Annotated in this window: 24 protein-coding genes and 1 pseudogene; 8 read left to right on the top strand and 17 right to left on the bottom strand. The window is 69.2% G+C overall.

Going from position 1 to position 25,732, the window contains the following annotated elements:
* Positions 1–8 precede the first annotated feature (8 nt).
* From ACWEKR_RS30270 to ACWEKR_RS30250, 5 genes are all read right to left on the bottom strand, one after another.
* Entirely contained in the window at positions 9–953 is a 945-nt protein-coding gene (locus tag ACWEKR_RS30270) for an alpha/beta hydrolase (protein WP_452357354.1), read from the bottom strand.
* Positions 954–1,146: 193 nt separating this feature from the next.
* Complete coding sequence (locus ACWEKR_RS30265) at positions 1,147–1,824, bottom strand: response regulator (protein ID WP_452357353.1); 678 nt, start codon at positions 1,822–1,824, stop codon at positions 1,147–1,149.
* Positions 1,821–3,041: a sensor histidine kinase gene (locus ACWEKR_RS30260; RefSeq protein ID WP_452357352.1), complete on the bottom strand. Its 1,221-nt coding sequence runs from the start codon at positions 3,039–3,041 to the stop codon at positions 1,821–1,823. Before ACWEKR_RS30260 ends, ACWEKR_RS30265 begins: the two co-directional genes overlap by 4 nt.
* Positions 3,042–3,527: 486 nt before the next feature.
* The gene (locus tag ACWEKR_RS30255) at positions 3,528–4,769 is read right to left on the bottom strand and encodes an oxygenase MpaB family protein (protein ID WP_452357351.1); all 1,242 of its coding nucleotides are present in this window, start codon (positions 4,767–4,769) and stop codon (positions 3,528–3,530) included.
* A 460-nt stretch (positions 4,770–5,229) separates the two neighbouring features.
* Entirely contained in the window at positions 5,230–5,430 is a 201-nt protein-coding gene (locus tag ACWEKR_RS30250; RefSeq protein ID WP_452357350.1) for a hypothetical protein, read from the bottom strand.
* Between the two features lie 22 nt (positions 5,431–5,452).
* Between ACWEKR_RS30250 and ACWEKR_RS30245 the strand changes: the two genes are divergently transcribed.
* Positions 5,453–5,968: a peptide deformylase gene (locus ACWEKR_RS30245; protein WP_452357349.1), complete on the top strand. Its 516-nt coding sequence runs from the start codon at positions 5,453–5,455 to the stop codon at positions 5,966–5,968.
* Between the two features lie 197 nt (positions 5,969–6,165).
* Positions 6,166–6,810, top strand: coding sequence for a LysM peptidoglycan-binding domain-containing protein (locus ACWEKR_RS30240; RefSeq protein ID WP_452357348.1), 645 nt, complete (start codon positions 6,166–6,168; stop codon positions 6,808–6,810).
* A gap of 8 nt (positions 6,811–6,818) precedes the next feature.
* Here the strand turns inward: ACWEKR_RS30240 and ACWEKR_RS30235 are convergent, their stop codons facing one another.
* The 3 genes from ACWEKR_RS30235 to ACWEKR_RS30225 form a co-directional block, all read right to left on the bottom strand.
* Positions 6,819–8,060 (bottom strand): PepSY-associated TM helix domain-containing protein, encoded by a 1,242-nt coding sequence (locus ACWEKR_RS30235; RefSeq protein ID WP_452357347.1) that lies wholly within the window; start codon positions 8,058–8,060, stop codon positions 6,819–6,821.
* A gap of 102 nt (positions 8,061–8,162) precedes the next feature.
* The gene (locus ACWEKR_RS30230) at positions 8,163–8,720 is read right to left on the bottom strand and encodes a TetR/AcrR family transcriptional regulator (protein ID WP_452357346.1); all 558 of its coding nucleotides are present in this window, start codon (positions 8,718–8,720) and stop codon (positions 8,163–8,165) included.
* A gap of 129 nt (positions 8,721–8,849) precedes the next feature.
* Positions 8,850–9,320 (bottom strand): SRPBCC family protein, encoded by a 471-nt coding sequence (locus ACWEKR_RS30225; protein ID WP_195090020.1) that lies wholly within the window; start codon positions 9,318–9,320, stop codon positions 8,850–8,852.
* 155 nt (positions 9,321–9,475) lie between these two features.
* On the opposite strand from ACWEKR_RS30225, the gene fabG reads away from it, so the two are divergent.
* From fabG to ACWEKR_RS30205, 4 genes are read left to right on the top strand one after another with little or no spacing between them, the layout of a single operon-like run.
* A complete protein-coding gene (fabG, locus tag ACWEKR_RS30220; RefSeq protein WP_452357345.1) occupies positions 9,476–10,228 on the top strand; it encodes a 3-oxoacyl-ACP reductase FabG in 753 nt (250 codons plus the stop codon).
* Positions 10,229–10,283: 55 nt separating this feature from the next.
* A complete protein-coding gene (locus tag ACWEKR_RS30215) occupies positions 10,284–11,150 on the top strand; it encodes a carbohydrate ABC transporter permease (protein ID WP_452357344.1) in 867 nt (288 codons plus the stop codon).
* Complete coding sequence (locus tag ACWEKR_RS30210; protein WP_452357343.1) at positions 11,140–11,961, top strand: carbohydrate ABC transporter permease; 822 nt, start codon at positions 11,140–11,142, stop codon at positions 11,959–11,961. Before ACWEKR_RS30215 ends, ACWEKR_RS30210 begins: the two co-directional genes overlap by 11 nt.
* A complete protein-coding gene (locus tag ACWEKR_RS30205; RefSeq protein ID WP_452357342.1) occupies positions 11,958–13,232 on the top strand; it encodes an ABC transporter substrate-binding protein in 1,275 nt (424 codons plus the stop codon). Before ACWEKR_RS30210 ends, ACWEKR_RS30205 begins: the two co-directional genes overlap by 4 nt.
* A gap of 166 nt (positions 13,233–13,398) precedes the next feature.
* Here the strand turns inward: ACWEKR_RS30205 and ACWEKR_RS30200 are convergent.
* The 8 genes and pseudogenes from ACWEKR_RS30200 to aztB form a co-directional block, all read right to left on the bottom strand.
* Positions 13,399–14,466 (bottom strand): annotated as a pseudogene (locus ACWEKR_RS30200) (YhgE/Pip domain-containing protein); the annotation flags it as partial.
* A gap of 238 nt (positions 14,467–14,704) precedes the next feature.
* Positions 14,705–15,829, bottom strand: coding sequence for an amidohydrolase family protein (locus ACWEKR_RS30195; RefSeq protein ID WP_452357341.1), 1,125 nt, complete (start codon positions 15,827–15,829; stop codon positions 14,705–14,707).
* 274 nt (positions 15,830–16,103) lie between these two features.
* Complete coding sequence (locus tag ACWEKR_RS30190) at positions 16,104–17,939, bottom strand: hypothetical protein (protein WP_452357340.1); 1,836 nt, start codon at positions 17,937–17,939, stop codon at positions 16,104–16,106.
* A 48-nt stretch (positions 17,940–17,987) separates the two neighbouring features.
* Positions 17,988–18,254, bottom strand: a complete 267-nt coding sequence (locus ACWEKR_RS30185) for a hypothetical protein (protein ID WP_452357339.1) — start codon at positions 18,252–18,254, stop codon at positions 17,988–17,990.
* Positions 18,255–18,282: 28 nt separating this feature from the next.
* The gene (gene bla, locus ACWEKR_RS30180; protein ID WP_452357338.1) at positions 18,283–19,191 is read right to left on the bottom strand and encodes a class A beta-lactamase; all 909 of its coding nucleotides are present in this window, start codon (positions 19,189–19,191) and stop codon (positions 18,283–18,285) included.
* A gap of 73 nt (positions 19,192–19,264) precedes the next feature.
* Complete coding sequence (gene aztD / locus ACWEKR_RS30175) at positions 19,265–20,428, bottom strand: zinc metallochaperone AztD (RefSeq protein WP_452357337.1); 1,164 nt, start codon at positions 20,426–20,428, stop codon at positions 19,265–19,267.
* A 30-nt stretch (positions 20,429–20,458) separates the two neighbouring features.
* Entirely contained in the window at positions 20,459–21,376 is a 918-nt protein-coding gene (gene aztC, locus ACWEKR_RS30170; RefSeq protein WP_452357336.1) for a zinc ABC transporter substrate-binding protein AztC, read from the bottom strand.
* Positions 21,373–23,376, bottom strand: coding sequence for a zinc ABC transporter permease AztB (aztB, locus tag ACWEKR_RS30165; protein WP_452357335.1), 2,004 nt, complete (start codon positions 23,374–23,376; stop codon positions 21,373–21,375). The genes aztC and aztB overlap by 4 nt, the downstream gene beginning before the upstream one ends.
* 58 nt (positions 23,377–23,434) lie before the next feature.
* Between aztB and aztA the strand changes: the two genes are divergently transcribed.
* On the top strand, positions 23,435–24,121 hold the full coding sequence (aztA, locus tag ACWEKR_RS30160) for a zinc ABC transporter ATP-binding protein AztA (RefSeq protein WP_452357334.1): 687 nt from the start codon (positions 23,435–23,437) through the stop codon (positions 24,119–24,121).
* Positions 24,122–24,291: 170 nt separating this feature from the next.
* Complete coding sequence (locus ACWEKR_RS30155) at positions 24,292–24,423, top strand: hypothetical protein (protein ID WP_452357333.1); 132 nt, start codon at positions 24,292–24,294, stop codon at positions 24,421–24,423.
* Here ACWEKR_RS30155 and ACWEKR_RS30150 read toward each other — a convergent pair.
* Positions 24,420–25,619, bottom strand: a complete 1,200-nt coding sequence (locus ACWEKR_RS30150; protein ID WP_452357332.1) for an MCE family protein — start codon at positions 25,617–25,619, stop codon at positions 24,420–24,422. The genes ACWEKR_RS30155 and ACWEKR_RS30150 overlap by 4 nt on opposite strands.
* Positions 25,620–25,732: the final 113 nt, after the last annotated feature.

Here is a 25,732-nt window from a genome sequence, read left to right as displayed (position 1 = left end):
CGCCTTCGTCAAGCGCTCTGCTGGGCGGCTGTTTCCGAGCCCGTCGACGCGTCCGCGCTCAGCGCGCGGCGCAGGGCGGCGGCGAGTTCGGCGCTCTGGCGCCGGGATACCTCGGCGGACATGATCGCCTGTGACCCGTGGAAGGTGCCCGGCCACTGATGCAGTTCGACCGGCACGCCCGCTTGCAGCAAGCGCAGCGCATAGTCGATGTCCTCGTCGCGGTTCGGGCAGAACTCGGCGGTGGCGATGTAGGCGGGCGGCAGACCGGACAGATCGGCGGCCCGTGCGGGCGCGGCGTACGACGTCGCGGGCGTGGCGCCGAGGTAGTGCCGCCACATCTGGGCGACCTTCGCTCGAGTCACGAAGGGCGTGTCGGTGAAGGTGCGCGCCGACCAGGTCTGCTGCCGGTCGTCGAGGACGGGCTGATTGAGCAGCTGGAAGCGGATCGGCGGCCCTTGCTCGTCACGCGCGCGCAAGGCGACCGCGGTCGCGAGGCCCGCCCCGGCGCTGTGGCCGCCGATCGCGATTCGCGCCGGATCGATGCCCAGCTCGGCCGCGTGCTCGGCGGTCCAGGCCAGCACCGCGTAGACGTCGTCGTGGGCGGCGGGAAACGGATGTTCGGGGGCCAAGCGGTAGCCCACCGAGATCACCATCGCGCCGGAATTGTCGGCGAGCAGCGTGGCCCACGGATGTTCGGTGTCCAGATCACCCATGACGAATCCGCCGCCGTGCAGCCAGATGATCGCCCCCCGCGCCGCGCGGGGCCGATAGATTCGGACCGGCACCTCGACAGCGCCGGGCACCGTGCGGTTTTCGATCTCCAGGTGCTCGGCGGCCGGTGCCGGGATCGCGGCGGCCAGCGCGGCGAGTCTCTCCCGCGCCGTACCGGGGTCGGACAGGTCGGCCGGGGGGAAGAACGGAACAGCTGCTTCGAGTTCGGGATCCAGGATCATGCCGTCGATCGTCGCGCCCGCCGGGCATGCTCGGCTTCCGGCCACAGGAGGCGCCGTGTACGTGAATCCGCGTACGACGATCGCCCCCGGCTGCGTCGGTCGTCGTAGCCTATCGCGCACTCGTCAGCGAAATACGCAGCGATTCTCGCTATTCGCGACACTGATCCGGAGCCAGGGACCTACACGGCGCCGGCTACTGCGTGGGATCGCTCAGCCCCGTTTGGTAGGCGATCACGACCAGCTGCGCTCGGTCGCGCGCACCCAGTTTCACCATCGCGCGGCTGACGTGGGTGCGTGCGGTGGCCGGGCTGAGAAACAGTGCGGCGCCGATCTCGTCGTTGCTCAGGCCCTGCCCCACCAACGCCAGCACTTCGCGCTCGCGATCGGTCAGCACGGCCAGCCGCTCCTGTGCGGACTTGGCGGCCCTGCGCTGCGCGGTGAACTGGCCGATGAGGCGGCGGGTGACGCGCGGCGCGAGCAGCGCGTCACCGGCGGCGACCACCCGGATGGCGTGCAAGAGTTCGGCGGGTCCCGCGTCTTTCAGCAGGAATCCGCTCGCGCCCGCCTGCAAGGCGTCGAAGACGTTCTCGTCGGTGTCGTATGTGGTGAGGATGAGCACTCTGACCTGCTCCATCCCGGCGGCGGCCGCGATCTGCGCGGTGGCGCGTATCCCGTCCAGCCGCGGCATGCGGATGTCCATGAGGACGACGTCGGGGCGGGTGGCGCGTGCGAGTTCGACAGCTTCCGCGCCGGTGGTGGCTTCACCGACCACCGTGATGTCGTCTTCCAGGTCGAGCAGGACTCTGAAGCCGGAACGGACCAGGCGTTCGTCGTCGGCGAGCAGGACCTTGATCGGTGGCGTGGAGTTCACGAGCGCGATCCGACCGGGGTCAGGGGCAGGCGGGCGGTGACCTCGAAGCCGCCGCCGGGACGCGCGACCGCGTCGAGCTCACCGCCGAGCAGCCGGCAGCGTTCGCGCATTCCGACGATGCCGCGACCGGTCGTAGGTGAGCCGTCGGGACGCGCCGGGACCTGCGCGCCGTCGCGGCGGCCCTCGTCGGCCACCCGGATCCGCAAGGTGTCGATACCGGGTTCCAGTGCCACCGTCACTCTCGTCGGGCCGACGTGCCGGATGACGTTCGTGATGGATTCCTGCACGATGCGATACGCGGCGCTGCCCACCGCGCTCGGCAGCGGCGTCACCGGGGAGGTCTGCTCGACAGCGATGTCGAGCCCGGCGTCGCGGGCCTTGCCGACGAGTTCGTCGATCTGGCCGAGGCCGGGGTACGGCTCGCGTTCGTCGCCATCGCGCAGGACCCCGAGGATCGCGCGCATCTCCCGCAGTGCCCGCGAACTGGTCTGCTCGATGGTGCGCAACGCTTCGCGGGCTTGTTCCGGTCGCTTGTCGAGCACGTGCGCGGTGACGCCGGATTGCACGTTGATGATGGCGATCGCGTGGGCGACGGTGTCGTGGACCTCGCGGGCGATGCGCAGCCGTTCCGCGTCGACGCGCGCCCTTGCTTCTTCGTCGCGGGACCGTTCGGCCAGTTCCGCCCGTTCTTGCGCATCGGCGGCGATGACCCGGCGAGACCGGACGGACTCACCGAGGATCGTGCTGATCACCGACGCGCCGATCCGGAAGAACACCCAGCCGATGGCCACCAGCGGCTTGATGTCCGCCGCGGCGATCAGCCAGCCGAGGGCGAGCACCGTGATGCCCCCACCGGCGATCAGCAGCGACCGCCGCCCGTCGCCGTAGGCGGCGAGGGTGTACAGGGCGACGAAAAGCGCGAGATAGGAAGCGCGGTCGGGGAAGCCGAGACCGAAATACGCCAGGCTGGCCAACGCCGTGACCACGAACACCGCCACCGGCTGCCTGCGGCGCGCGGCCACAGCCAGGCCGCTGACGATCAGCAGGACGTATCCGAAACCCGACACCGGTGTGTAGGCCGGCTCGAGCGGCACCGGGATCGCGGCGCTCTGCACCTGGATCACGGTGACGAACAGCGCCAGCAGGACATCCGGAAACCACATGGGCCGACGCGAGAACCAGGCGGACAGCCGTCGCGACGCCGCCTGCACAACCATGCCGTGAGCGTACGGCACCCACGCGTGCTCCCGCTCGCGCGCGGGCGCGCGACCGGCTACGACGATCGACGCAGCCGACCCCGGCTCGCCTACGCGCATGTGCGTAGGCCGGCCGATCACTCGCCGGGACGACCGGGTTTCCGGACTGCTCCCGCTCCGGCCGACCACCTCACCCGGCTGCGCTGGTGTGGCCGGCGCCGTCGGGCCGGAAAGGGTTCGACGGGCAGTACTCACCGCCAGAGATCACCGCAGGGCAATTCCGGCAGTTCGACGTGGACATCGTCATCGATGGTGACGATCAACTCCGGATGTGTCAGTCGCCTCGGCTATCTCGGGCAAAGAATAGCTAGTAACTTAATAGCTATCGGCCGTGCGCTCGAGCACTTCGTCGTGCAGATTGCCGTCCGCCGACCTGCGGCTGCGGGCCTGCCACCCGGGAAACGGTCGCGCAGACGCGACGGAACCCGGCGGGGCAGCCGCACCGGATCAGCGAGGCGGGCGGTTCATGTCCCGGTTCATCGTCGGGATCTCGATGCTGATCGGCATCTCCAGTTCGGCCAGATAGACCAGAGCCGCTTGCCGGAGGAACTCGTCGAACAACCAGTAGGCATCCGGCGCCAGCGGCACCACCGGAAGCAGCCCTTCGCGCACGGCGATGAACGGCCCCCAGCTCACCCGCAACAGCGGGTCCCAGACCGGCTCCCTGGCGATGGCCAGCCCGTCGGCGATCTGGTCGCCGAGCAGGAAGCGGGTGAACGCACCGAGCACCGGCTTGGTCAGGATGGCCAGATCGAGATTGGCGCCGAGGCGCAGCAGGCGGTCGGCGAGCTTGGCGCCCTCGGGGGTCGCCGCCAGGATCGGGTCGAGCACCTGGGCGGCTTGAGAGTTGGCCTCGGCCCACGAGTTCGGGATGTACTCGTCCCGGATGCCGAGCATGTGCGCGCACACCTGCCACGAGTGCAGGAACCCCTCGGACTCGGCGGCGGGGATCGGCACGTTCCACGCGGTCAGATGCTTCATGACGGTCGTGGGCAGGCTGTGCCAGGTGACCATCATGTCGTTCTGACTGATCGGGATGTCCTCCTCGGCCGAGTGCACCCAGTGCGGGGACTGCGGCAGCAGGTGGCGCACCGCGGCGTGCACCAACCGGGTTTTCAGGCAGGTCACGACCATCTCGCCGTCGGGGCCATAGGCATTCGCGGTGCCGATGTCGTAGCCGAGTTTGGCGGTCTTGGAGATGCGGTCCTTCAGATCGTGGCCGCCTTTGGAGTAGTAGACCGCGCGCGCCTCCTTGGGAATGACCGTGCTCATCATGCCGCTGGCCAGCCCGTACAGCACGCCGAGATACAGGCCGCGCTTCTTGTTGAACTCGACCGCGGTGGCCAGCTTGCCCCGATCCGCCCAGGGCGGCAGCCGACGGGCGTATTCCATGAAGTCGCGCAGTTCCGTCGGCAGCCCGGCAGGCAGCGGCTGGCCGTTCCTGGTCCAGGTGCGCAACAACTCGTTGACCCTCGGCACCTCCCCCCGGTCAACCAGCGAGGCGACCAACTGGTCCACCTCGGGATCCCACACGGTGAGCGGGTCGGCTCCTTCTCCCGTGCCCGCCACCGAACCCTGCGGTGACCACGTCCACGGCTCCGCGCGCGCCGGAGTCACCATGGCCAGAGCGCCGAACGCGCCGAGTACGCCCCCGGCCTTCAAGGCATTACGCCTGCTGAGTCGATCCATGTCTGCGCCACTCCTCATTGAGCGCGGGCGTCACCGTGATGATGCGACGTGTGGTGCGACGCCCGCTCCTCGCCGTCGCAAAGCGATAAGAACAGTAATTAACTTAGCAAGACGAATGCCTGGTTGTCTCTACTTTTCAGAACTTGTTCTCATCCGCTAACGCCGCGCTGGAGTGTCCGCGCAGGCGAGTTGATAACCGTGTATGAACAGCACATTCACAGCAGTCGGACACATGTTCAACAATCGTCCGCTGCCCCCAAGTCAGCGGCGACGGCAACGGAACCACACGACCATACGCGCGACGTAATCGCTAATTGGTAGTCACATAGCACTCGAAGCGAACACGCCTCGGCGATCGGCCCCGATCCGCGTGCGCAGGGAAAGGCCCCCGGCAGCAGCGACCCCGGACAGGAAACGGGCCGGGCGGTTGTACCGCCCGGCCCGTGTTGTCCGGTCGACGTCAGCGACCGGCGTGGCTGTGCTGGCCGCCACGCGCCTTGGCCTCGGCGGGCTGGGCTTCGGCGCCCTTACGCCCGGCCGCGCTCGGATCGGCGGAGTTGCGGTCGCCGAAGCTGCCGGTGCTGGCCTGGCCGCCGCGGCGCGCCTGCTCCTCGGTGTCGGAGCGGTTGCCGAACTGCCCGGGGTTGTTCTGGTCTGCCATCACTTGCTCCTTTCGGTAGCGGATGAAACCGACTGTGGCTCTGTGCGCCACGTCTTGGCGCTACCCGACGCCCGGCGACCCAATCAGCCCCGGCGCATCTTCACACGATCGAAAAGAACTGCCCCGCAACGACCCACGTGCGTACCCGCCGCCGGCCACCGAAACGCCCGCGGTGAGCACACCTCGTGGGTCACGAACGCGAGGCGTCGAGTTTGTCGATATCGGCGAGAACTTTTTCGCGCCAATTGGTTTCGGCCTGGATACGCATGGTGGCGTGTTCGATGACGAGGCCGTCCGGATCGGGGCGAATGTCCACTGGGCAGAGGTCACCGGCGTCGCCCGGACCGGCCGCTCCGTCACCGTCGAAGCCACCGGCTACCTCGCCCGCTGTCTCCAGCACGAGACCGACCAGCTCGCCGGCCGTCTCTATCTGGAACGCCTCCTCGGCAGAAACAAGCGAGCCGCCCGTCGCATGATCAAAGACCGGCACTGGACTCAGCCCGGCAACAGCTGGCTTCCCGGCAGGGATTCCCCGTGATCCCAGGTCATAGCGGCGTCCGGGAAAACGAGTAGTCGGCTACTCACGATTGCGCAACCGATTCCCGCGAGTATTCGGTGGTGCGGAAGCGTCCCGCGGATGTCCGAGGTCGGCCCCACGCGACAAACGGTGACGAGAGATTCCGCAGGAATGCAGTCGCGGCACCATTCGCCGCCCGAGCAGAGAAGGTGGAAGAGTTGAAGAAGTACGAAGTTCGACCCGGCGACACCCTCTCCGGGATCGCGCATCGCGAGTACGGAGACAGCAGCCTGTTCCCGGCGATCGCGCGCCAGAACCACCTCGCCGACCCGGATTCGATCGATGTCGGACAGCAACTCTGGATTCCCTACATCACGCGGCGGCATCTCGTCACCACCACCGACTCCACCGCGACACGCAGGCAGATCACCCAGCGCTACTACGGCACCGAGGACACCGGCGTGCAGTTGATCTGGGAAGTCGTCAACGGTGTGGCACAACGGGAGATACAGCGGGGCGCCTGGTTGCACATTCCGGAACTGGGCGATGTCGGCCACCATACGGTCGTCGAAGGCGAGACCCTCGCGATTCTGGCCGAACGCTGGTACGGCGACGAGCATCTCGCTCTGGTGATCGAACTGGCGAACCACCTTTCGGGGGCCGAACCGGCGCCCGGACACATCCTCGTCGTGCCCGGCTTGAACCGCCGTCGAAGCGTCGCGGGCGACACGTTGCGAACGATGTGCCGCCACGAGTACGGCACCGCCGATCTGGACACCCGCGTCGCGGTCGCCGCCGCGGCGAACCACATCGGTGACCCCGATACGGTTTTCGCCGGCCAGGCGATCTACTTCCCCTCGTAGGTCCGCGATTACGTCGCCGCGCGGTTGTCGCGCCGCCGGGTCCGGCGCCGCACCGACCAAGTCGACAGCCCGGTGACGGCGAGGGCGAGCGGAGTCAGTCCGAGAGCGAGCCAGATCAGCCGCCACCAGCCGTTCACCAGCCAGCCGAAGTGGGCGGGCTCGAAGACCTTCGCGTAGAAGGTGTTCGCCAGCGGCCGGTCGTGGCTCGCGTCGACCACCTTGATGTCGGAGCCGTCGTAGGCGTTCACGTAGACCAGCACGTCGCCGCTGTAGAACAGGCGGTGCTCGCGCGGGGAATAGGCACCGGCGACCGTGGCACGGTAGTACGGCGTGGTCTCCGTGGGCAGCACGAGGTAAGCGAGCCGGCCCGGGGCGGCTCGGTGCGCGATCGCGCCCGCCTCGCCGAGGGAGACAGGGGCACGGTCCGTACCATCGAGCCTCGGCACGAAAGACTTCTCGGTGCGTTCGAGAACGGTGTTGCCACCGGTCGCGACCAGCCAGGCGCGTTGCACGGCAGGCCATTCGATGGTGATGCCGGTGATGCCCCATACCAGCAGGAACGGCACGGCGATGATGCCGATCACGTTGTGCAGGTCCCGGTCCCGGGCGAAGCGGCCCTTTCGGAGCCGGACGCGGAACCCCTGGCGCAGCCGTTTGAGCGACGGCCACCAGATGACCGCACCGGATACCGCGAGCGAGACCAGCAGGAGGCCGAGCGAGCCCACGATCACTGCCCCCCATTTGATGTGGATGACCGGCGCTTTGTTCTCCAGGACCGGGATCGCGCCGGAGTACCGCGCACAGCCGAAGGCGCAGTTGTGCAGATTGGCCAGCCAGCCCAGGAGTCCGTCGGTCAGATCCGCCCGCTCGTTGATCCGCCCGGTGCCGGGATCGACGGAGTAGGCGGCGGTGTAGCCGATGTTCCCGACCACGAGGACACCGCCGTCCGTGCCGACCCAGCCGACGTCGAAGTCGGGATCGGCGGCGCGAACCAGCGCGACGGCTTGCTCGCCGTCGAGCACCGGCGGTCCGTCGGTGTGCCGATAGAACGAGGCGTGCTGAGCCCGGAACAGTTCGGCGTGGTAGAGCAGGATCGCGCCCGAGGTGGACTGGATCACCAGGACCAGCCCGAGCAGCAACGCCGACCAGCGGTGAATCACGATCAGCTTGCGGCGCATCGGTTTTCGGGCTCGCCTGCGCGCCCGGACGATCCGCTTGCCCGGCTCGGACACCACCACGGTCGCGTTCATAAGGTTAGGCTAACTTTAAGAACGAGCCTTCCCAGCGCAGGCAGGACGCATCACCGAGTCCGGGTCACCCGGCGGGCCCGAGATCGACGCCGTACCTCGCCGTCAGGCGTGCAGCGCGCGGTCCAGCAACGCCCAGGCCTGCCGGGCGGTCTCCTTCTTCGACCGCGCGTCGGTCTTCGACAGCACTGCCGCGAGCATCGCCAGCGCCAGGACCACGTCGGCGGTGGTGATGTCCGCACTGATCGTGCCGCGCTGAGCCGGATCCTCGAGCTTCTCGGCGATGAGGGTGATCAACCGTCGCGCCACCTCGAACAGGCGCATGTCGCCGGTATCGGTGGGGTGGATCATCGCGATGAAGGCCGCCGAGGTGGTGATCTGATCGACCATGATCGCCAGTAGGTCGTCGACCGTGACCGCCGGATCGGCCGCCAGCGCCTCGATGCCGTCGATGTTCTCCTCGAACACTGCCAGCGCGATACTCTCCCGGGTCGGGAAGTGCCGGTAGAGCACGCCCTGCCCGACTCCCGCGGCCCGCGCGATGGAGCTGAACGGCGCGTCGAAACCGCTGTGGGCGAAGACCTCTCGCGCCGCCTGGATCAACGCCGCCCGGTTGCCGGCCGCCGCCTTCGGCCCCCTGTTCACACGGCGTGGCGAGGTCATTCGGGCAAGGTTACCGGACCGGGACGGACCGACCGCACCGCGGCGAACGACCGGCAACGCGCGGAGGGAGCCGTACCCATCGACACTGCTGGACTGATCAGCCGCCCCACGCTGACGTGCGAACGGTGACTACGACGAAACCGCTTGCTGCTCGGCCAGTCCGGCGAGGCGATCGAGGGAGGCCGAGAGCTTGTCCGCGGTGGTCGCGCGAGCGCGGACCTGGCGCTTCTCGTCGGTGAGCGAGGTCCAGTCATAGGTGTGGGTGACCCGGGTGCGGCCCTCGCCCACCGGCTCGAGCTCCCAGCGCCAGAGGTGACCGGGCGGCTCCTTCCCGGGCTCCGACGGGCGCCACGCGATGCGGCTGCCCTCGGCGAACTCCACGACGTGATTGTCGCGCACCGCTCCGTTGGTCAGCGTCGTGCTGAACACCGCGCCGGCTGCGCGCACCCGCTGCCCCGTCGCGGCCTCGGCCAGGTTGTCGTTGCCGTCCCAGCGCGGCTGCTCGGCGGGATCGGCGATGAGCTCGAAGATTTCCGCCGGGCCCGCGTTGATCTCGCGGCTGGCGCTGACGATACGGGGAACCTCGTTCTGGTCGGTCACGTGCCGATCGAAGCATCGCGCCGAGAGCTGGGCAAGCCTTCTGCTCGAGAGCGGTGGAAATCCCGCGCGCCGCTCCGGGTGGAGTGGTCCCGGACACGACGGCGGGCCGGTGCGGTATGACTGATCCGACATCCGACCGACGAAGGGACGCGCTCATGGGCCAGCGAGTTGCAGTAGTGTCCGGCGCCGCACGAGGGATCGGTGCGGCGATCGCCAAGCGCTTGGCGGCGGACGGGCTTCGGGTCGGCGTGCTCGACCTCGACGCGGCAGCCTGCGCCGATACGGTCCGCGCGATCGCCGAGGCGGGCGGACAGGCCCTCGCACTCGGCGCCGACGTGTCGGACGAGGATTCGGTCGCCGCCGCCGTCGAGCAGCTGGAGAACGAGCTCGGCGCGCCGACCGTCGTGGTGAACAACGCGGGCATCCTGCGCGACAACCTGCTGTTCAAAATGAGCGTCGAGGATTGGGACGCGGTGCTGGGCGTGCACCTGCGTGGCGCCTTCCTGCTCACCCGCGCGGTGCAGAAGTACATGGTCGAGCAGAAATGGGGGCGGATCGTGAACATGTCCAGCACCTCGGCGCTCGGCAATCGCGGCCAGGCCAACTACTCGGCGGCGAAGGCCGGCCTGCAGGGCTTCACCAAGACCCTGGCCTTCGAGCTGGGCAAGTTCGGCGTGACGGCCAATGCGATCGCGCCCGGATTCATCGTCACCGACATGACCGCCGCCACCGCCGAGCGCGTCGGCGTCTCGTTCGAGGACTTCCAGAAGGCCGCCGCCGCGCAGATTCCCGTGCAGCGCGTGGGAACCCCGGACGACATCGCGCACACCGCGTCGTTCCTCGTCAGCGAGGGCGCCGGTTTCGTATCGGGCCAGGTGATCTACGTGGCCGGCGGTCCGACCAACTGACGACCCCGCCCCGCCCGCCGAGTGCGGGTGGGCGGGGGCGGTAACGTCGCAGCACATGAACCGGCTTGGAGCTCGTCGTAGCGTGACGAGTTATGTTCTGCTGCTGCCGAGCCTGTTCGGCGTCGGCGCGTTCCTGATAGCGCCGATCCTGGTGGTGGCCTGGCTCAGTCTGCACAGCTGGAACCTGTTGGGGCCGTTGGATTTCGTGGGCTTGCGCAACTGGCGGTCGGTACTGACCGACGCCGCCTTCGGCCATGCCCTGCTGGTGACGCTCGCGCTGACCGCGATCGTGGTGCCCGCGCAGACCGTACTGGGCTTCGCGGTCGCGGCGTTGCTGGCGCGACGGCGCGGCGCGACGAGCCTGCGGGTCATGTCCACGCTGCCGTGGATGTGCGCACCGGTGGCGGTGGGTGTGGTGTGGCAGTGGATGCTGGCGCCCACCGGCGGCGCCGTCAATGCCGTACTCGGCCGGCGCGTCGAGTGGTTGTCGGATCCGGCGCTGGCGTTGCCGTCGGTGGCCGCGGTGAGCGTGTGGGCGAACTTCGGTTACGTGGCGCTGTTCTTCGTGGCCGGAATCCGCGCGATACCGAGCGAGATACTCGACGCGGGAGCGCTGGACGGGGCCACCGGCTGGCGGCGGATCCGCTGGCTGATCCTGCCGCTGCTGCGTCCCACCATGTTCTTCGTCCTGGTCACCGGCGTACTGAGCGCGTTCCAGACCTTCGACACGGTGTACGCGCTGACCAAGGGCGGGCCGGGCGATCGCACGGACGTCCTGGCGATGCGGATCTTCACCGAAGCATTCGACGCGGCGCGTCCTGGCCGCGCTGCCGTCATGGCCCTGGTGGTGTTCGCGGTGATGTTCGCGATCACCATGGCGCAGCACCGCTACTTCCGGAATCGGACCACCTATGAGTTCTGATCGCCTTCGTTCGGCGGCGGCCTATGCGGTGCTCTCCGCCGGCGCGCTGCTGACCGTCGCTCCCCTGCTGCTCAGCGCCCTCACGGCGGTCAAGACGCCCGAGCAGTTCGCCACCGGATCACCACTGGCCCTTCCACATCCGGTCACCGCGGAGAACTTCCGGACCGTGCTGGACTACGGATTCGGGCGGGCGGTGCTGGTGACCGCCCTGATGACGGCGTTCGTCACCGGGGGCCAGCTGATCACCTCGGTCCTGGCGGCATACGCGTTCGCGCGCACCGAGTTCCCGGGCCGCGACGCGTTGTTCTGGATGTACTTGGCCACCATGATGGTGCCGCCAATGGTGACGCTCATCCCCCTCTATTCGATGTTCGCGCAGCTGGACCTGCTGAACACGTTCTGGGCGCTGGTGCTGCCGTTCATGTTCGGCTCGCCCTACGCGATCTTCCTGCTGCGTCAGTATTTCCGGGCGATCCCGCAGGACCTGATCGGGGCGGCGCGGCTCGACGGCGCGAACACCCTCGACATCATCGTGCACGTGATGGTGCCGATGAGCAGGCCGGTGCTGGCGACCTTGACGCTCATCACGATCGTCTCGCAGTGGAACAATTTCATGTGGCCGCTGGTCGCGAGCAGCGGCCGCTCGTGGCAGGTGCTCACCGTGGCGACGGCGAACCTGCAGACCCGGTACAACGCGCAGTGGACGCTGGTGATGGCGGCCACGACGCTGGCCATCGCACCGCTGGTGGTGCTGTTCGTGATCTTCCAGCGGCAGGTGCTGCGCTCGATCGCGTGGACGGGAGTGAAATGAGGACTTCGACCCGCGTGGTGGTCGCCCTCGGGCTCGCCGCGGTGCTGCTGGTCGCGGCCGTCTTGTGGCTCGGCCGCGACGGCGACGAATCCGGCCGCACCGTGCTCGGGCTGCGGATCTGGGACGAGAGCCTCGTCCCCGCCTATCGTGCCTCGCTCGCGGAGTTCGAACGGGTGAATCCGGACATCGAAGTGCGGATCACGGTGGTGCCGTGGTCGTCGTATCAGCAGAAGCTGCGGCTGGACGTCGCCGGGGGCACTGCCGACGACCTGTTCTGGACCAATCTGTACGAGGACTACGCCGATGCCGGACGCTTGATCGACATCGGGGCGGCACTCGGTCCCGAGGCCGTGACAGCCTGGGACCCGTCGGCGGTGACGCAGTACACACGCGACGGAAAGTTATGGGGCGTACCGCAATTCGTCGATGCCGGGACAGCGGTCTACTACAACCGCGACTTGCTCGCGGCCGCGCACGTGGATCCGGCGGAACTGAACGCACTGCGCTGGAATCCGGACGGCGACGATACCTTACGCCCGCTGCTGCGCCGGCTGGCGGCCGTCGCCACGTACGCCTACAACGGGGGCCGCGACTTCCAGTCCGTCGAACTGCCCTATCTGGGCTCGGCGGGAGCACGCTTCCAGGACGATCGCGATCACTTCGTCTTCGACAGCCCGCAGGGCGTGGCGGCGTTCGACTATCTGGTGCGGTTGGTCGCCGACGGACTCACGCCATCGCCCGCCGACACCAACACCAATCCCGACTTCGCGAAGAACGCGTTCCTGCAAGGAAAACTGGCGCTGTTCCAGTCCGGAACGTTCACTCTCGCCCAGATCTCCGAGCAGGCTCGCTTCGCCTGGGGCGTCGCGTTGTTGCCCGCGGGCCCGGCCGGACGGGTGAGCACGAACAACGCGATCGGCGTCGCCGGTAACGCGGCCACCCGGCATCCGGACGCGGTACGCCGGGTACTGGCCTGGCTCGGCAGCGGCGCGGGCAATCGCATTCTGGCCGAAGGCGGCGCCACCATCCCGGCAGTCGTCTCCGAGCAGCAGCGCTATCGCGACTACTGGGCCGATAAGGGGGTCGATGTCGCCCCCTTCTTCGACGTGCTGCGCGGCCCGCGCATCTCCTCCGGTGGCGGGCCGGGTTTCCCGGCCGCATTGCGCGCCGTCGACCCGATCCTCGCCGAAATGTATCTGGGCCGGATTCCGGTGCCCGAGGCGCTGTCACGTGCCCGCGCCGCAGCCGAGGAGGCCGTCGCGCGGAACTGAGCGTGCGCCGCGAGCGCGCCGGCGGATCAGGTCGCGGCGTCTTGGCCGCGATCCGCGGTGCGGCCAACCCTTTCCGGTCATAGAAGGCCGTCACCGCCGCACCGAAGCACAACCCGATGACCAGCCCGAGCAGCGTCATCCAGACGCCGCGTTCCAGGCCGGCCGCGCCACTGGCCTCGAAGTACAGGATGGCGCGAACACCGAGGAACACCTGGTGCATCGGCTCGAAGGTGGACAACCAGGCGAAGGACGTCGGCGTCGCTTCGATGGGCACGGTTCCGCCTGCCGAGGGGAGCCCCAGCACGATGAAGAGGATCAGGTTGACGAGCATGCCCGCCGCGCCGAAGGCGGCGAGTATCGACAGCGCGGTGACGCCGACGGCGAGGATGGCGAACGTCGAGTAGAGAAACAGCAGCAGGGCTTTGTCGACGGGCATGTCCAGGGCCGTCGCGACCGCGAGGAACACGGCGGACACGATCGGCGCGGCGACGGCGAGAACGCCCCATTTCAGCAGGAGGGTACGCAGCCGGGAGATGGGGGTGGGCGGATAGTGCACGTACCACGGCCCGTACTCGGTCGGAGTGAAACCGAGGGAGGCGTCCACCATGGTGTGGATGATCATGGCGCCGGTGAATCCGGCCAGCAGAAGCAGCAGCGTGTAGAAGAACGCCGACAGCCCGCCGCCGGTGCCTTCCGGCAGGGGCCGATACGGCGCGACCACCACGTCGATCGGTTCGGCGAGCTGCAACTGGCTGGCGCCGGCCAGCTGCGGCGCCGGCCCGCCCGACGACCGGAGTTGTTCGTCGACAGCGGCGGTGAGTTGCCGTCCGACGGTCGCGTTCACCTCCTTCAGCGCCTGTTCGGCGATGCGGAGCGTGATCTGGGTGGCGTATGTGCCGGTACGCGGATTGGTCTCGACGGTGATCACCGGCCGGTCGACCTTCCCGGCCACCACCCCCGCGGCGCCGAGGATCGCGAGCCGCTTCGTGAAATCGCTCGGGATGACGATCGCGCCGTAGATCTTGCCGTCGCGCAGCTGTCGCTGCGCTTCGGTGATCGAGATCTCGCGCAGGTCGACCTTGTCGGCGGGGACCTGCGCGGTGAGCGCTTCGGTGATCTGTCCGCCGACATCGGCCGGTTTGCCGCCGAGCGTGTCGCCGACGTCCTGGTTCACGACCGCCAGCGGCAGATCGTGCAGGTTCTTCTCGGGGTTGACGACGTAACCGAGGTACATCACCGACAGCAACGCCATGAGCAGCGTGACGACGACGATGGGACGGGTCCAGGTACGGACCCGCGTGGGTTTCGCTGCCATGGGGCCGGCTCCTCTCGCGGCGGTGACAAGTACTCGGCGGTGCGGATACGTTCGGAGAACTGCTGGTTATCCTTCACCCGGGCGCGCGGGCATCCAGGGATCACGGGGCGCGAGTTTCGCCGGGCAAACACGGATCCGACGACAGCGGGCGACGGTCTCACGCGTCGACCGCCGCGGCCAGCCGTGGCAACTGCCGCAGCGGGTTGATCCGTTCGACCTCCATCCGCTGCTCGGCGTCGAAGACGTCGCTGAGCCCGGGAGCCGGATCGTGGGTGCCCGATTGCGGCAGGGTGAGCGCGCTGAAAGGCCAGTCCGAACCGAAGACGACGTGGTCGCGGGAGCTGACCGCGAGCACGCCCGCCATCGCTGCGGCCGATCCGCTGAGCGCGGTGTCGTAGTAGAAGTTCGCGATCTGGCGTTGCGTGTCGAGGATCGAGGGCCGGGGCAGGTCCGCAGGCCACAGTTCGCCGATCACCGTTTGCGCGGCCACGCTGACGCGGTGGGACAGGAACGGCAGCGTCCCGCCCGCGTGCGCCAGCTGGAAACGGATGTTCGGGTAGCGCTGCGTCATGCCGGTGACCATCATCAAGGTCGCCGCCCGGGTGGTGTCGAAAGTGAATTCCTCGAGGAAATCCGGCAGCGGCAGCTTCGGTTTGGCGTCGGCGGGGATGGCCGCCGGATGCACGAAAACGTAGGCGTTGCGCTGGTTCAACGCGATCAGCAACGGCTCGAAACGGGGGTCGCCGAGGTAGCTGCCGTCGTAGGCGGACAGCAGGACCACACCGTCGAGGCGCAGTTCGTCCAGCGCGTAGACGGCCTCCGCGATGGAGGCGGGGATATCGGGCATCGGCAGCACGGCGAACGCGCCGAACCGCGTGGGATGCGTCCGGAACAGGCCCGCCGCGTAGGTGTTGCAGTACCGGGCCAGGTCGTTGGCTTCTTTGCCACGCAGAAACGACACGCCGGGATCGGAGACCGACAGCGCCTGCGCCTGGATGCCGTAGTAGTCCATGAACGCCAGCGCTTGTTCCGGCGACCAGTCCGGCGTCGGGTATCCGCCGATCGTGATGTGACCGTGGTCGAGCAACGCCGCGCGGTAATCCGGCGGGAGGAAATGCGCGTGCAGGTCGATCCGGTAGGTGCCCGACGGCGCAGGTTGCCGGGCGCGAGCCGGGTTCGCGCGAGCGATCGCCACGGTCGCGGCTGCGCCCAGCGTTCCCGCGAGGGCGCCGCTCAGCGCCCCACGCCTGGTCATCGTCCTGCGGAATCGGGAAACGGTCATCGAAGTCCTCACTTGTCCGGACGGGGAAGCGGACCGAGCCGTCGACGCTCGTCACCGTCTCCGTCACCACGGCGTCCGATGAAATCATCAACTACGACGAAATCATCGTCAAGGCCGAGTGATGAAATCCTCAGGACCGTGGAGGCCATCAGATATCGCCCCGTGCGCCAGGCGCAAACCGCAGCCCCGCCCCGCGCTATCGGGACTCGGGAGCACATGAAGTGGGTCGCGCGGCGGCCGGACAATCGCGCGGCACCGGAAAAGGTGTGGCGGTTCAGTTGTCGTAGGAGGCGACACCGACCGGTCCGACGCCGACGCACAGGCTCGAGTCCGGTGTCGTGGCGGCGATCCGGAGTGCGGACCCGCTGCCTATGAGGCGGACGAAGACGGTGTTCGGGCCTTTCCGGACCGGCGCCGTGACCGCTTCGCCGTGTTCCAGCGCGACGGTGATCCGGCCGTCGCGGTCGGCGAGGTAGTTGAGTTGCGCCGTCCATTTGTTCTCGAGCATCGGGCCGTCGAGCGGCAGGCGCACCGGGGCGGAGCCGTGGACGCGGTGCCCGCAGCCGGGCTCCGGTCCGGGCAGGATGATCCGGTTCCACCAGACGGCCGCCTCGACGATCGCGCCGCTGTCGGTGATCATCCGCAGGTGCGGTGTCGAGTCCGCGAACGTGCCGGGGGCGGCCACGGGCGCCAGCACGTTCTCGGTGAGATTCTGCGGATAGGCCAGAGGATTCAGCACATTCCACGGCACTTCCTGCTCGAGCAGGGGTGCGCCGTCCCACGCGCTCAAGCCCGACTTCACGGTGGTGATATAGGACTCGGTCGGACCGACGCGCCACGATCGCACGAACGTCCAGGTGGACCAGAGACTACTGACGACGAAGACCACCGTCAGCGCGGCCGTCACGGGCCGACCCACGAGCGCCGGTCCCCGGGACGGCCGGGGACGGGCGCGCAGCACGAGTGCCCCCGCGGCCGCCAGTACCACCGCCGTGTCGGCGAAATAGCGCAGCGACTGCATCAACTCCCCCGCGGTGTTCGGTCCGCCGCGGGCCAGCGCCACGGCCAGCTGCGCGATCAGAACATAGGCCGCGGCCGTCAGCCAGACCGCAGCGATCCGCTGCCGGGCGCGCATCGTCGCCATCACGACCGCGATCAGCGCCAGCCAGGCCGCTACCACCGCCCACCCCGGCGGATCCGCCCACGGCGTGGACGGTAGCCACCGCTCCCACACCCACGGCCCGCCGAACAGGGCAGGCACGATCCCCAGCGACGCGGCGCCGGGCAGCAGGTCACGCAACTCGTCCCACCGGTCGGGCAAACCGGGGCCGTCAACCATTACGAGATACGCGATCGACCAGCAGGACAGCACCGCGCCCGACCCGGCCCACAGCGCCGCGCCGCGCCGCGCCACCACCCGAATCGGGGCCGCGCCGCCGTCGACATGGCGGGCCAGCGCCGTGACGGCGAACGCGACGAACGGCACGACCGCGGACTTCTCGAAGAAGAGCAGCGCCACCGCCGACACCGCGATCCCGGACAGCGCGTACCGGCGCCGCCCGGTCCGGACCAGCAGCACCGCGTCGCCGATCACCCAGGCGAGGGCGAACTGCAGCGGCAATGCGTTCAGCGCGGCGGCCCACCAGGCGAAGGCCGGGATCGTCAGGGGGCAGAACAGGTAGAAGACCAGCGGAAACAGCAGGGGCCAGCGAGGGCCGGTGAGCAGCAGCAGCATGCGCACCACGGCGACCGACGCCGCCAGTTGCATGAGCAGCAGCACCACCACCGGGCCTGCCCAGACCAGTGGCGCCACCGCGTTCACCGCCCAGGCGGTCGCGAAGGCCAGCGGCATGAAGTGGCCGTCGTGGTCGTACAACAGCAGGTCCGTCGACCACAGACCGAATCGGGCCGCGCGGCCGACCAGGATGAGATCGTCCCAATAGAAGTAGCCGCTGTCGGCCACCCACCAGCGGATCGCCAGTTGCAGCACGAGCAGGCAACCGGCCACGACGACTACCGGCCGCACGTGTGGAATCCTCCGGAACCGGCCCCGCGCCGTCGCCCGAGGGACGCGCGGTGACTCCGGCTCGGTGAGCACAGCGGTGTCCATGCCATCCCACCGTAGCGGCGGTCGGGCCGCGGATCCGTCCCTGCGCGGCTATCGGAACGGCCGGTCCCGCCGATACGACAGGTCACTCGACGGTTGCACTGCCTCGACGTCCAGTACCGTGCCGGCCGGCAACGCTTCGATCAGCGCGGCGCTGCCCGCGATGCCGGTCCACGGGAGGTCGATCTCGGTCGCCGCCAACCACGCCCGGTCGGCGGGCCAGCTGCGGTTCGGGCTGTTGATCGTCCGCGGCCGGGCGGGCAGCAGGTCCGCGGCTCCCCACTGCCCGGCCTCGCTGAGCGGCCCGCGGAACGGCAAGTAGTCCCGCGCGGGAGCTCGGCCGACGCTAGGTGAGAGTGTCCATGACGTACGCGGCGGCCTCGGCCAGCAGGGCTTGATCGTACGAGGCGTCCCGGGCGGCCTTGCTGGACATGAGGGCGACGACGAGGGGCGCGGAAGCCGGGGGCCACACGATCGCGATGTCGTTGAGCGTGCCGTAATCACCGGTCCCGGTCTTGTCGGCCACCGTCCAGCCCTGCGGTGTGCCGGCCCGGATCCGCTGGGCTCCGGCCGGGGTCGCGTTGCGTTCCATCAGGTCGCGCAAGAAGTCGCGTTTGTCCGGTGGCAGCGCGTCGCCCACCACGATGCGGTGGTACAGCTCGCCGAAGGCTCTCGGCGAAGTCGTGTCGCGCGGATCGCCCGGGGTGGCTTCGGTGATCGCGGGCTCGATCCGGTCCATCCGGGTGACCATGTCGCCCAGACTCCGCGCGTACGCCGTCAATTCGGCGGGGCCACCGAGATCGCGGAGCAGGAGGTTGCCCGCGGTGCCGTCGCTGTAGCGGATCGCGGCGTCGCACAGTTGCCGGATCGTCATACCCGTATCCAGGTGACGTGGCGTGACGGCGGCGTTCTTCAGCAGGTCGTCCCGGGTGTAGGTGACGACGGTATCCAAGTGCGACAGCGGGTTGCGCTGCAATACCGCCGCCGCGGCCAGGCCCTTGAATGTCGAGCAGAACGCGAATCGCTCGTCCGCGCGGTGGGCGATGGTGGCGCCCGTCCCCGTGGCGCGGGCGTAGACGCCCAGGCGGGCGTCGAACTTTCGTTCCAGCTCGATCAGTCGTTCGTGGCGCTCCGCCGCCTGCACTGTGGGAGCGGAGGAGGACGACGACTCTTCGGTAGCGCATCCCGCCAGCGGTATGAATGCCGCCGCGGTCAGCAGCGCACGACGACCGAATGGAGACGGCGGCAACGTCATACGCGTCCTTTCAGGTGAGCACCCAGCAGGCCACGGTGATTATCCTGCGTCCCCACCCACGAGAGCCCGGGGGTCAGTGCCCGGCCACGCCGCTCACTTCGTTCGGTGTGTTCGGCAGCGTGACGCTCGCCGTCTTCGCTCCGGTGGCCAGGTCGACGCGGTGGATCTGCTTCGCGGCGGGATCCGAGACGTAAGCGGTGCCGCCGCGGACGAACAGCGCGGGACGCGGCTTCTGCCATTCCAGCGGCTCTTGCCAAGAGCCCGTGACCGGGATGGCGCGCACGACGGCGCCCGCGACGGGATCGATCACGTGGATGCGGCCGTCAGTGCCCAGGACCAGCGCTTCGCCGTGCGGGCCGCGAGCCAGCGAACGGAAGGTGTAGCTGGTACCCAGATCGACCAGGCGCAACGCGCCGGTGACCGTGTCGATCAGCGAGACACGTTGCGGGCGTTCGAGTTCGGCGTCCTTGTCCTGCTTGTAGTCACCGAGGACGACGGGCGAGGCTTCGCTGCCCGCCTGGTTGCCGATCCGGCCGTACGCGGTCGGGCTCGTCACTTTGCCGATGACGCCGTTGCGATAGATCAGCACGCCGTTCTCGCAGCCGATCACCACGGCCTCGCCCGCGGCCGTCGCCTCCCCGTGCACGCCGGGGCAGTCCTCGTTGCGCGCCTTCTCGGCGCGGTTCTTGTCGAGCACCACGATCCCGGTCCGCTTCTCCTCGGTGCCGAGCGTGAGGACCAGGTCGCCGCCGGCGAGTTCGATCGCGACGCCGTGGTGCGGGGCGGCGGCGCGGTAGGTGGCGGTTCGCGGCCGCCCGGCGGCGAGATCTGCGGAGTCGAACGCGACGACTTCACCGGTGCCGTCGCTGAACAGCACCGTCCGCCCGGCATGCCGGACCACGTGCCCGGGGTGCGGACCGGGAAAGTCGGTGCCGGTGAATTCGGCTGTGGCGGCGTCGAAGACGCGAAAGCCCTCTTTGGTCGAGACGATGAGGTGACGGTCGTCGCCCGCGGGGTTGAGCCGGTTGAAGCCGTCGAGCTCGACCGTGGCCGCGAGCGCGAGACTGTTTCCGTCCAGTACGTGGATTCCGCCGTCGTAGGTGATCGCGACGGGATCGGCGATCGGCGCGCGCCGGTCTTCCGGTTCCGGGGAAGCGTCGGCGCCGCAACCGGCGAGCACGACGGTCAGCAAGCCGATCAGAGCGGACGATGTCGTGGTTCGTGACCGAACGGGCATGGGTGACTCCGTGTTTCGTTGTGGTTGGGGCTATGGGGCAGTGAGGCCGCGCACGATCGCCTCGGTGTCGGCCCGCATCATTTCCAGGTAGGTGCCCGCACCTCCGCCCGGTTCGGTGAGGGATTCGGAGTACAGGGAGATGACCTGCACGCGCACACCGGCTTGCTCGGCCAGCACGCGGGCCAAGCGGTCCGGTTGCGAGGAGTCGGCGAAGATCGCGCTCACCCCGGCGGCCCGGATGGTCCCGGCGAGGGCGGAGAGATCCGACGGGCTCGGTGACGCGAGCGTGGTCCCGCCCGGGACCACCGCGCCGACCACCTCGAAGCCGAATCGCCGTGCCAAGTAGCCGAAGACGTGGTGGTTGGTGACCAGCTTTCGCCGCTCGGTGGGGATGGTGGCGAACCGCTCGGTCATCCAGCGCTCGAGCCGGTCGAGTTCGGCCAGGTAGCGATCGGCTCCGGCGCGGACGGCCGCGGCATCCACGCCGGGGACCCGGTCGACGATCCCGTCCCGGATGACCTCCACCGCCCGGCGCACGCGACGCGGATCGGTCCAGAAGTGCGGATCCGGCCTTCCGTCCGCATCCTCCGCCGTATAGCTGATCGGGTCGATCGCCGCGCCGATGGATACGCTCGCCACCCCGGCCCGCTCGGCCGCCTCGACATTGCGCAGCACGCTCTCCTCGAGGCCGAGCCCGTTGTAGACGATCAGGCTCGCGCGTTCGAGCTCGGCCGCCTGCTGCGCGGAGACGGCGAAGAAGTGCGGGTCCGCGTTGGCCGGCATGAGCACCGTGACCTCCACCGCGTCGCCCGCGACGGCGCGGGTGAGGTCGCCGAGGATATTGGTGGTGACGACGACGCGGTCGCGGTCCGCGCCGGCGATCGAGCACCCGGTCAGCGCGAGCAGCGCGACGACGACCGGCGCGAACCATCGGGCAGCGTGTCTCATCGGCCGGTCTCCGCGATCGATGTGGGCGCGATGTCGAGGCGGAAGGTGCGCGCCGTGCGCAGGTTGTCGGTGTAGTCGATCTCGTGGATCGCCCGCCCCGCGGGATCGTTGAGGTAGGCGCGATGTTCGTCGACCAGGATCCGCGGCGGGGACGTGCCCTCGGGCACCGGCGCGATGAGCGGGCGCGCCGGGGCGGACTCGCGGCCGGACGCGACGTCGTAGCCGTGCAGGAAGCCGTCCGCGGTGAGGGTCAGCAGAGCGGCGCCCTCGCCCGCCGTATTCGCCGCGACCACCGGGCCGGTCGGCACGATGGTCCATGTCCTGCTCCTGACGTCGAGCACCCACACGCCACGTCGTCCGGCCTCGGCCACCAGCGTCGCGCTGCCGGGGCGATGGAAGAACTCGACCGCGCGCTCGTCGTCCGCGGTGCCCTGCGGGTAGGGGATCTTCTCGCCGGTGACCACCGCGTTCCGCGCCGTCACCAGCAAAGCTCCGTCGGCGCAGCCGAAGACGACGCCCCGCCTGGTCACCGCCGAACCGCGCGGGTGCGGGCACGGCTGTTCGAGGACCTCGGCGGGCGCGCCGTCCCGGGTGCGGACCTCGATCCGCCCACCAGCAGGCACCGCCACGAGCAGGCGCTCGGCGTACGGCACGGCGACTCCGTCCGGAATCGCGCCGCGCTCGGTCCGCGACCCCGCGCCGAGCGCGGGCCGGTCCAGCAGTGTGGTGCCACCTGTTTCGAAAGCCACTGCGGTGACCGCGCTGTCGGCATGCACGGCGGATATCGGGCCGCCGGCGACCTCACCCAGATCCCGGGCGGATGCGCGGTAGTAGTGCACGTGGTCGCCGTGGTCGACCGTCCACGCGCCCGCGTCCACGATCCGCACCCCGTCGCGGGCGGACAGGAACGCGAAGCGCCCGTCGGCGGTCACCCGGTCGACGCCTGCCATCCGGCCGAGGTCCTGGACGTCCTCGGTGAGGAGGTCGATCACCCGCACGGCGCCGGTCGCGGTGTCGGCGGCGACCAGACGCGGCTGCGCCTCGTCGGTCTCCTCCGCGCCCGCCACGTATCCGTGCGGGGCGGGCTCGGCGGGCGCGGATTCTTTTGTCCCGCAACCGATCAGCGGCGTGATCGCGGCGAGCACCAGTGCGAGCGCCAGCGGTTTCGGGGTCACCCGCGAGGAGCGGATCCGGTCACGGAGCCAGGACGACAGCGCCGAGACGAAGAACAAGGCGACCGCGGTCGCCGCGATGGTCGCCCCCGCGGCGGTACGCGCGTGCCACGAGATCAACAGCCCGGCGAAGGTGGCCAGCGCGCCGAGCGCCGCCGCGGTGAGCATGATCAGCGGGATGCGGTGCACCCAGTAGACGGCCGCCGCGGGCGGGGCGATGAGCAGGCCGAAGACCAGCAGTGTGCCGACGATGTGGAACGACGCGACGATCGCCAGGGTCACCAGAGCGATCAGCGCCACGTTCGCCACCCGGGGCCGCAAGCCGAGGGTGTGCGCCGTGCGCGGGTCGAAGGTGAGCGCGACGAACGCTCGGTAGCCCAGCAGCGAGATCGCCGCCGCCATAACCGAAGCCGCCGCCAGATACCACAGGTCCCGCTCGCCGACGGCGAGGACGTCACCGAAGAGGAAGCCGGTCAGGTCGACCGCGAACGAGGGCGATCGCGACACGATGATCACGCCCGCCGACAGCATCCCGACGAACAACAGTCCGATACCGGTGTCCGCGGCGAACCTGGTGCCGCGGCCGAGCACCGAGACTCCGGCCGCCATGGCCGCGGCGCTGAAGGCCGCGCCCAGCAACAGGTTTCCGCCGAGCAACGCGGCGATCGCGACCCCGGGCAGCATGCCGTGCGCCATCGCGTCGCTGAGAAACGCCATGCCGCGCACCACTACCCAGGTGCCCGCCAGCGCGCACAGGCACGAGACGAGTAATCCGCCCCACAACGCCCGCTGCACGAACGAGACCTCGAACGGGGCCAACCACTCCATGAGGCAGCACTCTACAATGATAACGGTTATCATTTCAATGAGCTGATCGGAGCCGCACATGCCGCCGCCCGCTGTCGACGTCGCCGAGGTGACGGCCGGTTATCGAGGACGTCCGGTGCTGCGCGCGTTCAGCGCCGCGATCCCGGCCGGGCGAGTGACCGCCCTCGTCGGACCCAATGGTTCCGGCAAGTCCACCCTGCTCGGCGTCTTGGCCGGAGTCATCACACCCACCGGGGGAACCGTTCGCCGGGAACATCTGCGGCGGCCGGCGTTCGTCGTGCAGCACAGCGCCGTTCCCGCGACCTTGCCGATCACCGTCCGCGAGACGGTCACCATGGGACGCTGGGCGCATCGCGGCGCATGGCGGCGTCTGACCCAGCAGGATCGCGCCGTCGTGCGCGCGTGCCTGGACCGGATGGCCATCGCCGACCTGGCCGAGCGCCGGCTCGACACCCTCTCCGGGGGTCAGCGTCAACGCGCGCTGCTCGCACGGGCACTCGCGCAGGAATCCGACTTGCTCCTGCTGGACGAACCGGCCACCGGCCTGGATTCCACTGCTCGGCAGGAGATAGCCGAGGCGATCCGTCACGTCGGGACGCAGGGCGTGACGGTCGTCCACGCGACGCACAGCCGCGAGGACGCCCTGCGCGCCGACCACTGCCTGCTGCTGCGAGACGGCCGAGTCGCCCGCGAGGGCGATCCGCACACCGTCCTGCGCGGAAACCTGCCCGAAACGGTCGACTAGCGCGTTGACCGCGAACGTTCGTAGTGTTGCCCGAGACCAGGAGCGTGCAGTGCGGTCGCCGCCGCATCGGATCGCCGAGGCCGGCCAGTCGGCCGGTGGACGTGCCGATGGTCACGATCTGGACCGGGTCGTCAGCCAGGTATCCGGCGAGCTTGCGCACACTCCAGCGCGTGAACGGCCGGCCGAGCTTCCCTGGGCGCGTGGTGGCCGCCGCGGACGACGAACTCGATGTCGTCATCGCACCGGCGCATTCCCGGCAGCGCGTCACTCAACCCGGCGAACGTTCGTGGTCGACGCACTAGCGCGGCACGCCGGGCATTCCGGCGAAGAGGATCTGAAAGACTCTGGGCGGGTTCGGCGTGACGGTGGTGGACGGGGTGAACGGCGCACCCTCGTTGGTATCGGTGACCACATAGCGGGCGTGACTGCCGGGGACTCGGTCGAGAATCCCGTCGCAGCGCGGCCCTCCGGTCGCGTTCACTTTGGGCAGGTCGTCCGGATATCCGTAGGGCTGTGCCCCGTACATGAAGCTCGCGTTGAAGATGGCCCCGGGTTTGTTGCCGCCGATGATGGCCTCCGCCGCGGGAAGCGCTTTCGCGATGCCGACCACGACGCAGTACAGCACAGGTGAATACGTGTCGAGCAGCGAAGCGGTCGGTCGCAGGATCGCCGGCACCGCCGTGAGGTCTCGCTCGTTGCCCATGAGCGTCCAGCGGGTGGTGTCGGCCAGACCGATGAGGGTGAGCAGCACGGCGTCCAGATCTTCCGCGTCCTGGGCGACCGTCCGGCCGGTCACGGTCGCGTTGTCGGCCGTGCGCAGCAGATCGGGGGCGGTGTCGGCGTAGAGTCCGGTGACCTGCCCGGCGGCGGAGAGATCACGCCGCAGCGCGGGCAGGCTCGGGTTGATCTGCCGCAGGTAGTCGTCCGCGCGCGCGAGCAGATCGCCCAGGCGCTCGCCGCGTCCCTGCAGCGCGGCGCCCAACGCGGCCAGGGTGGCGTTGAGCTTGCCCGGTTCGACCTTCGCCAGGATGTCGCTCAGACGCTGGAACAGCGTATTGAATTCCACCGTCACCGATTCCGCCCGGATCGTCGATCCGGGACGCAGGGGAGTCGGCGAAGGAATGCTCGGCACGACGAAATTCACGTACTTCGCGCCGAATACGGTGGTGGAGCGGATGTCCACCGTCGCATTGGCCGGCACCAGCCGCAGCAGCTCGGGATCGAGCGCGAGGCGCAGCCGCGCCCGGTCACCGTGGAATTCCACGGCGTCCACCCTGCCCAGCTCGACGCCCCGCATGCGCACCTCGGCATCGGTGTCGAGCGCCAGCCCCGTACGCGCCGCCTCGACGGTAAGGGGCACCGTCGCGCGAAAACGCCCGGCGTACATCGTCACCGCGACCACGACGACCGCGGTGACGAGCAGGATCAGCACCGCGCCCGCGATCTTCAACCGCAGCAGCCGCCACGTCACCAGCATCGTCTGCCTGCCGAAATTCATCGTCGAATCCACCGATCACGCATCTCGCGGCCACGGCATCCGGCGGGCGCGACGGCGGCCCCCGGTCGCGTCTTGCCGGACGCTCGCTAACCGTAGTACTGTCCAGACACGTG

It is taken from the genome of Nocardia sp. NPDC004573 (assembly GCF_053602135.1).
The sequence above is the reverse complement of the archived record's forward strand: the minus strand, read 5'-3'. Positions and strand labels throughout refer to the sequence as shown.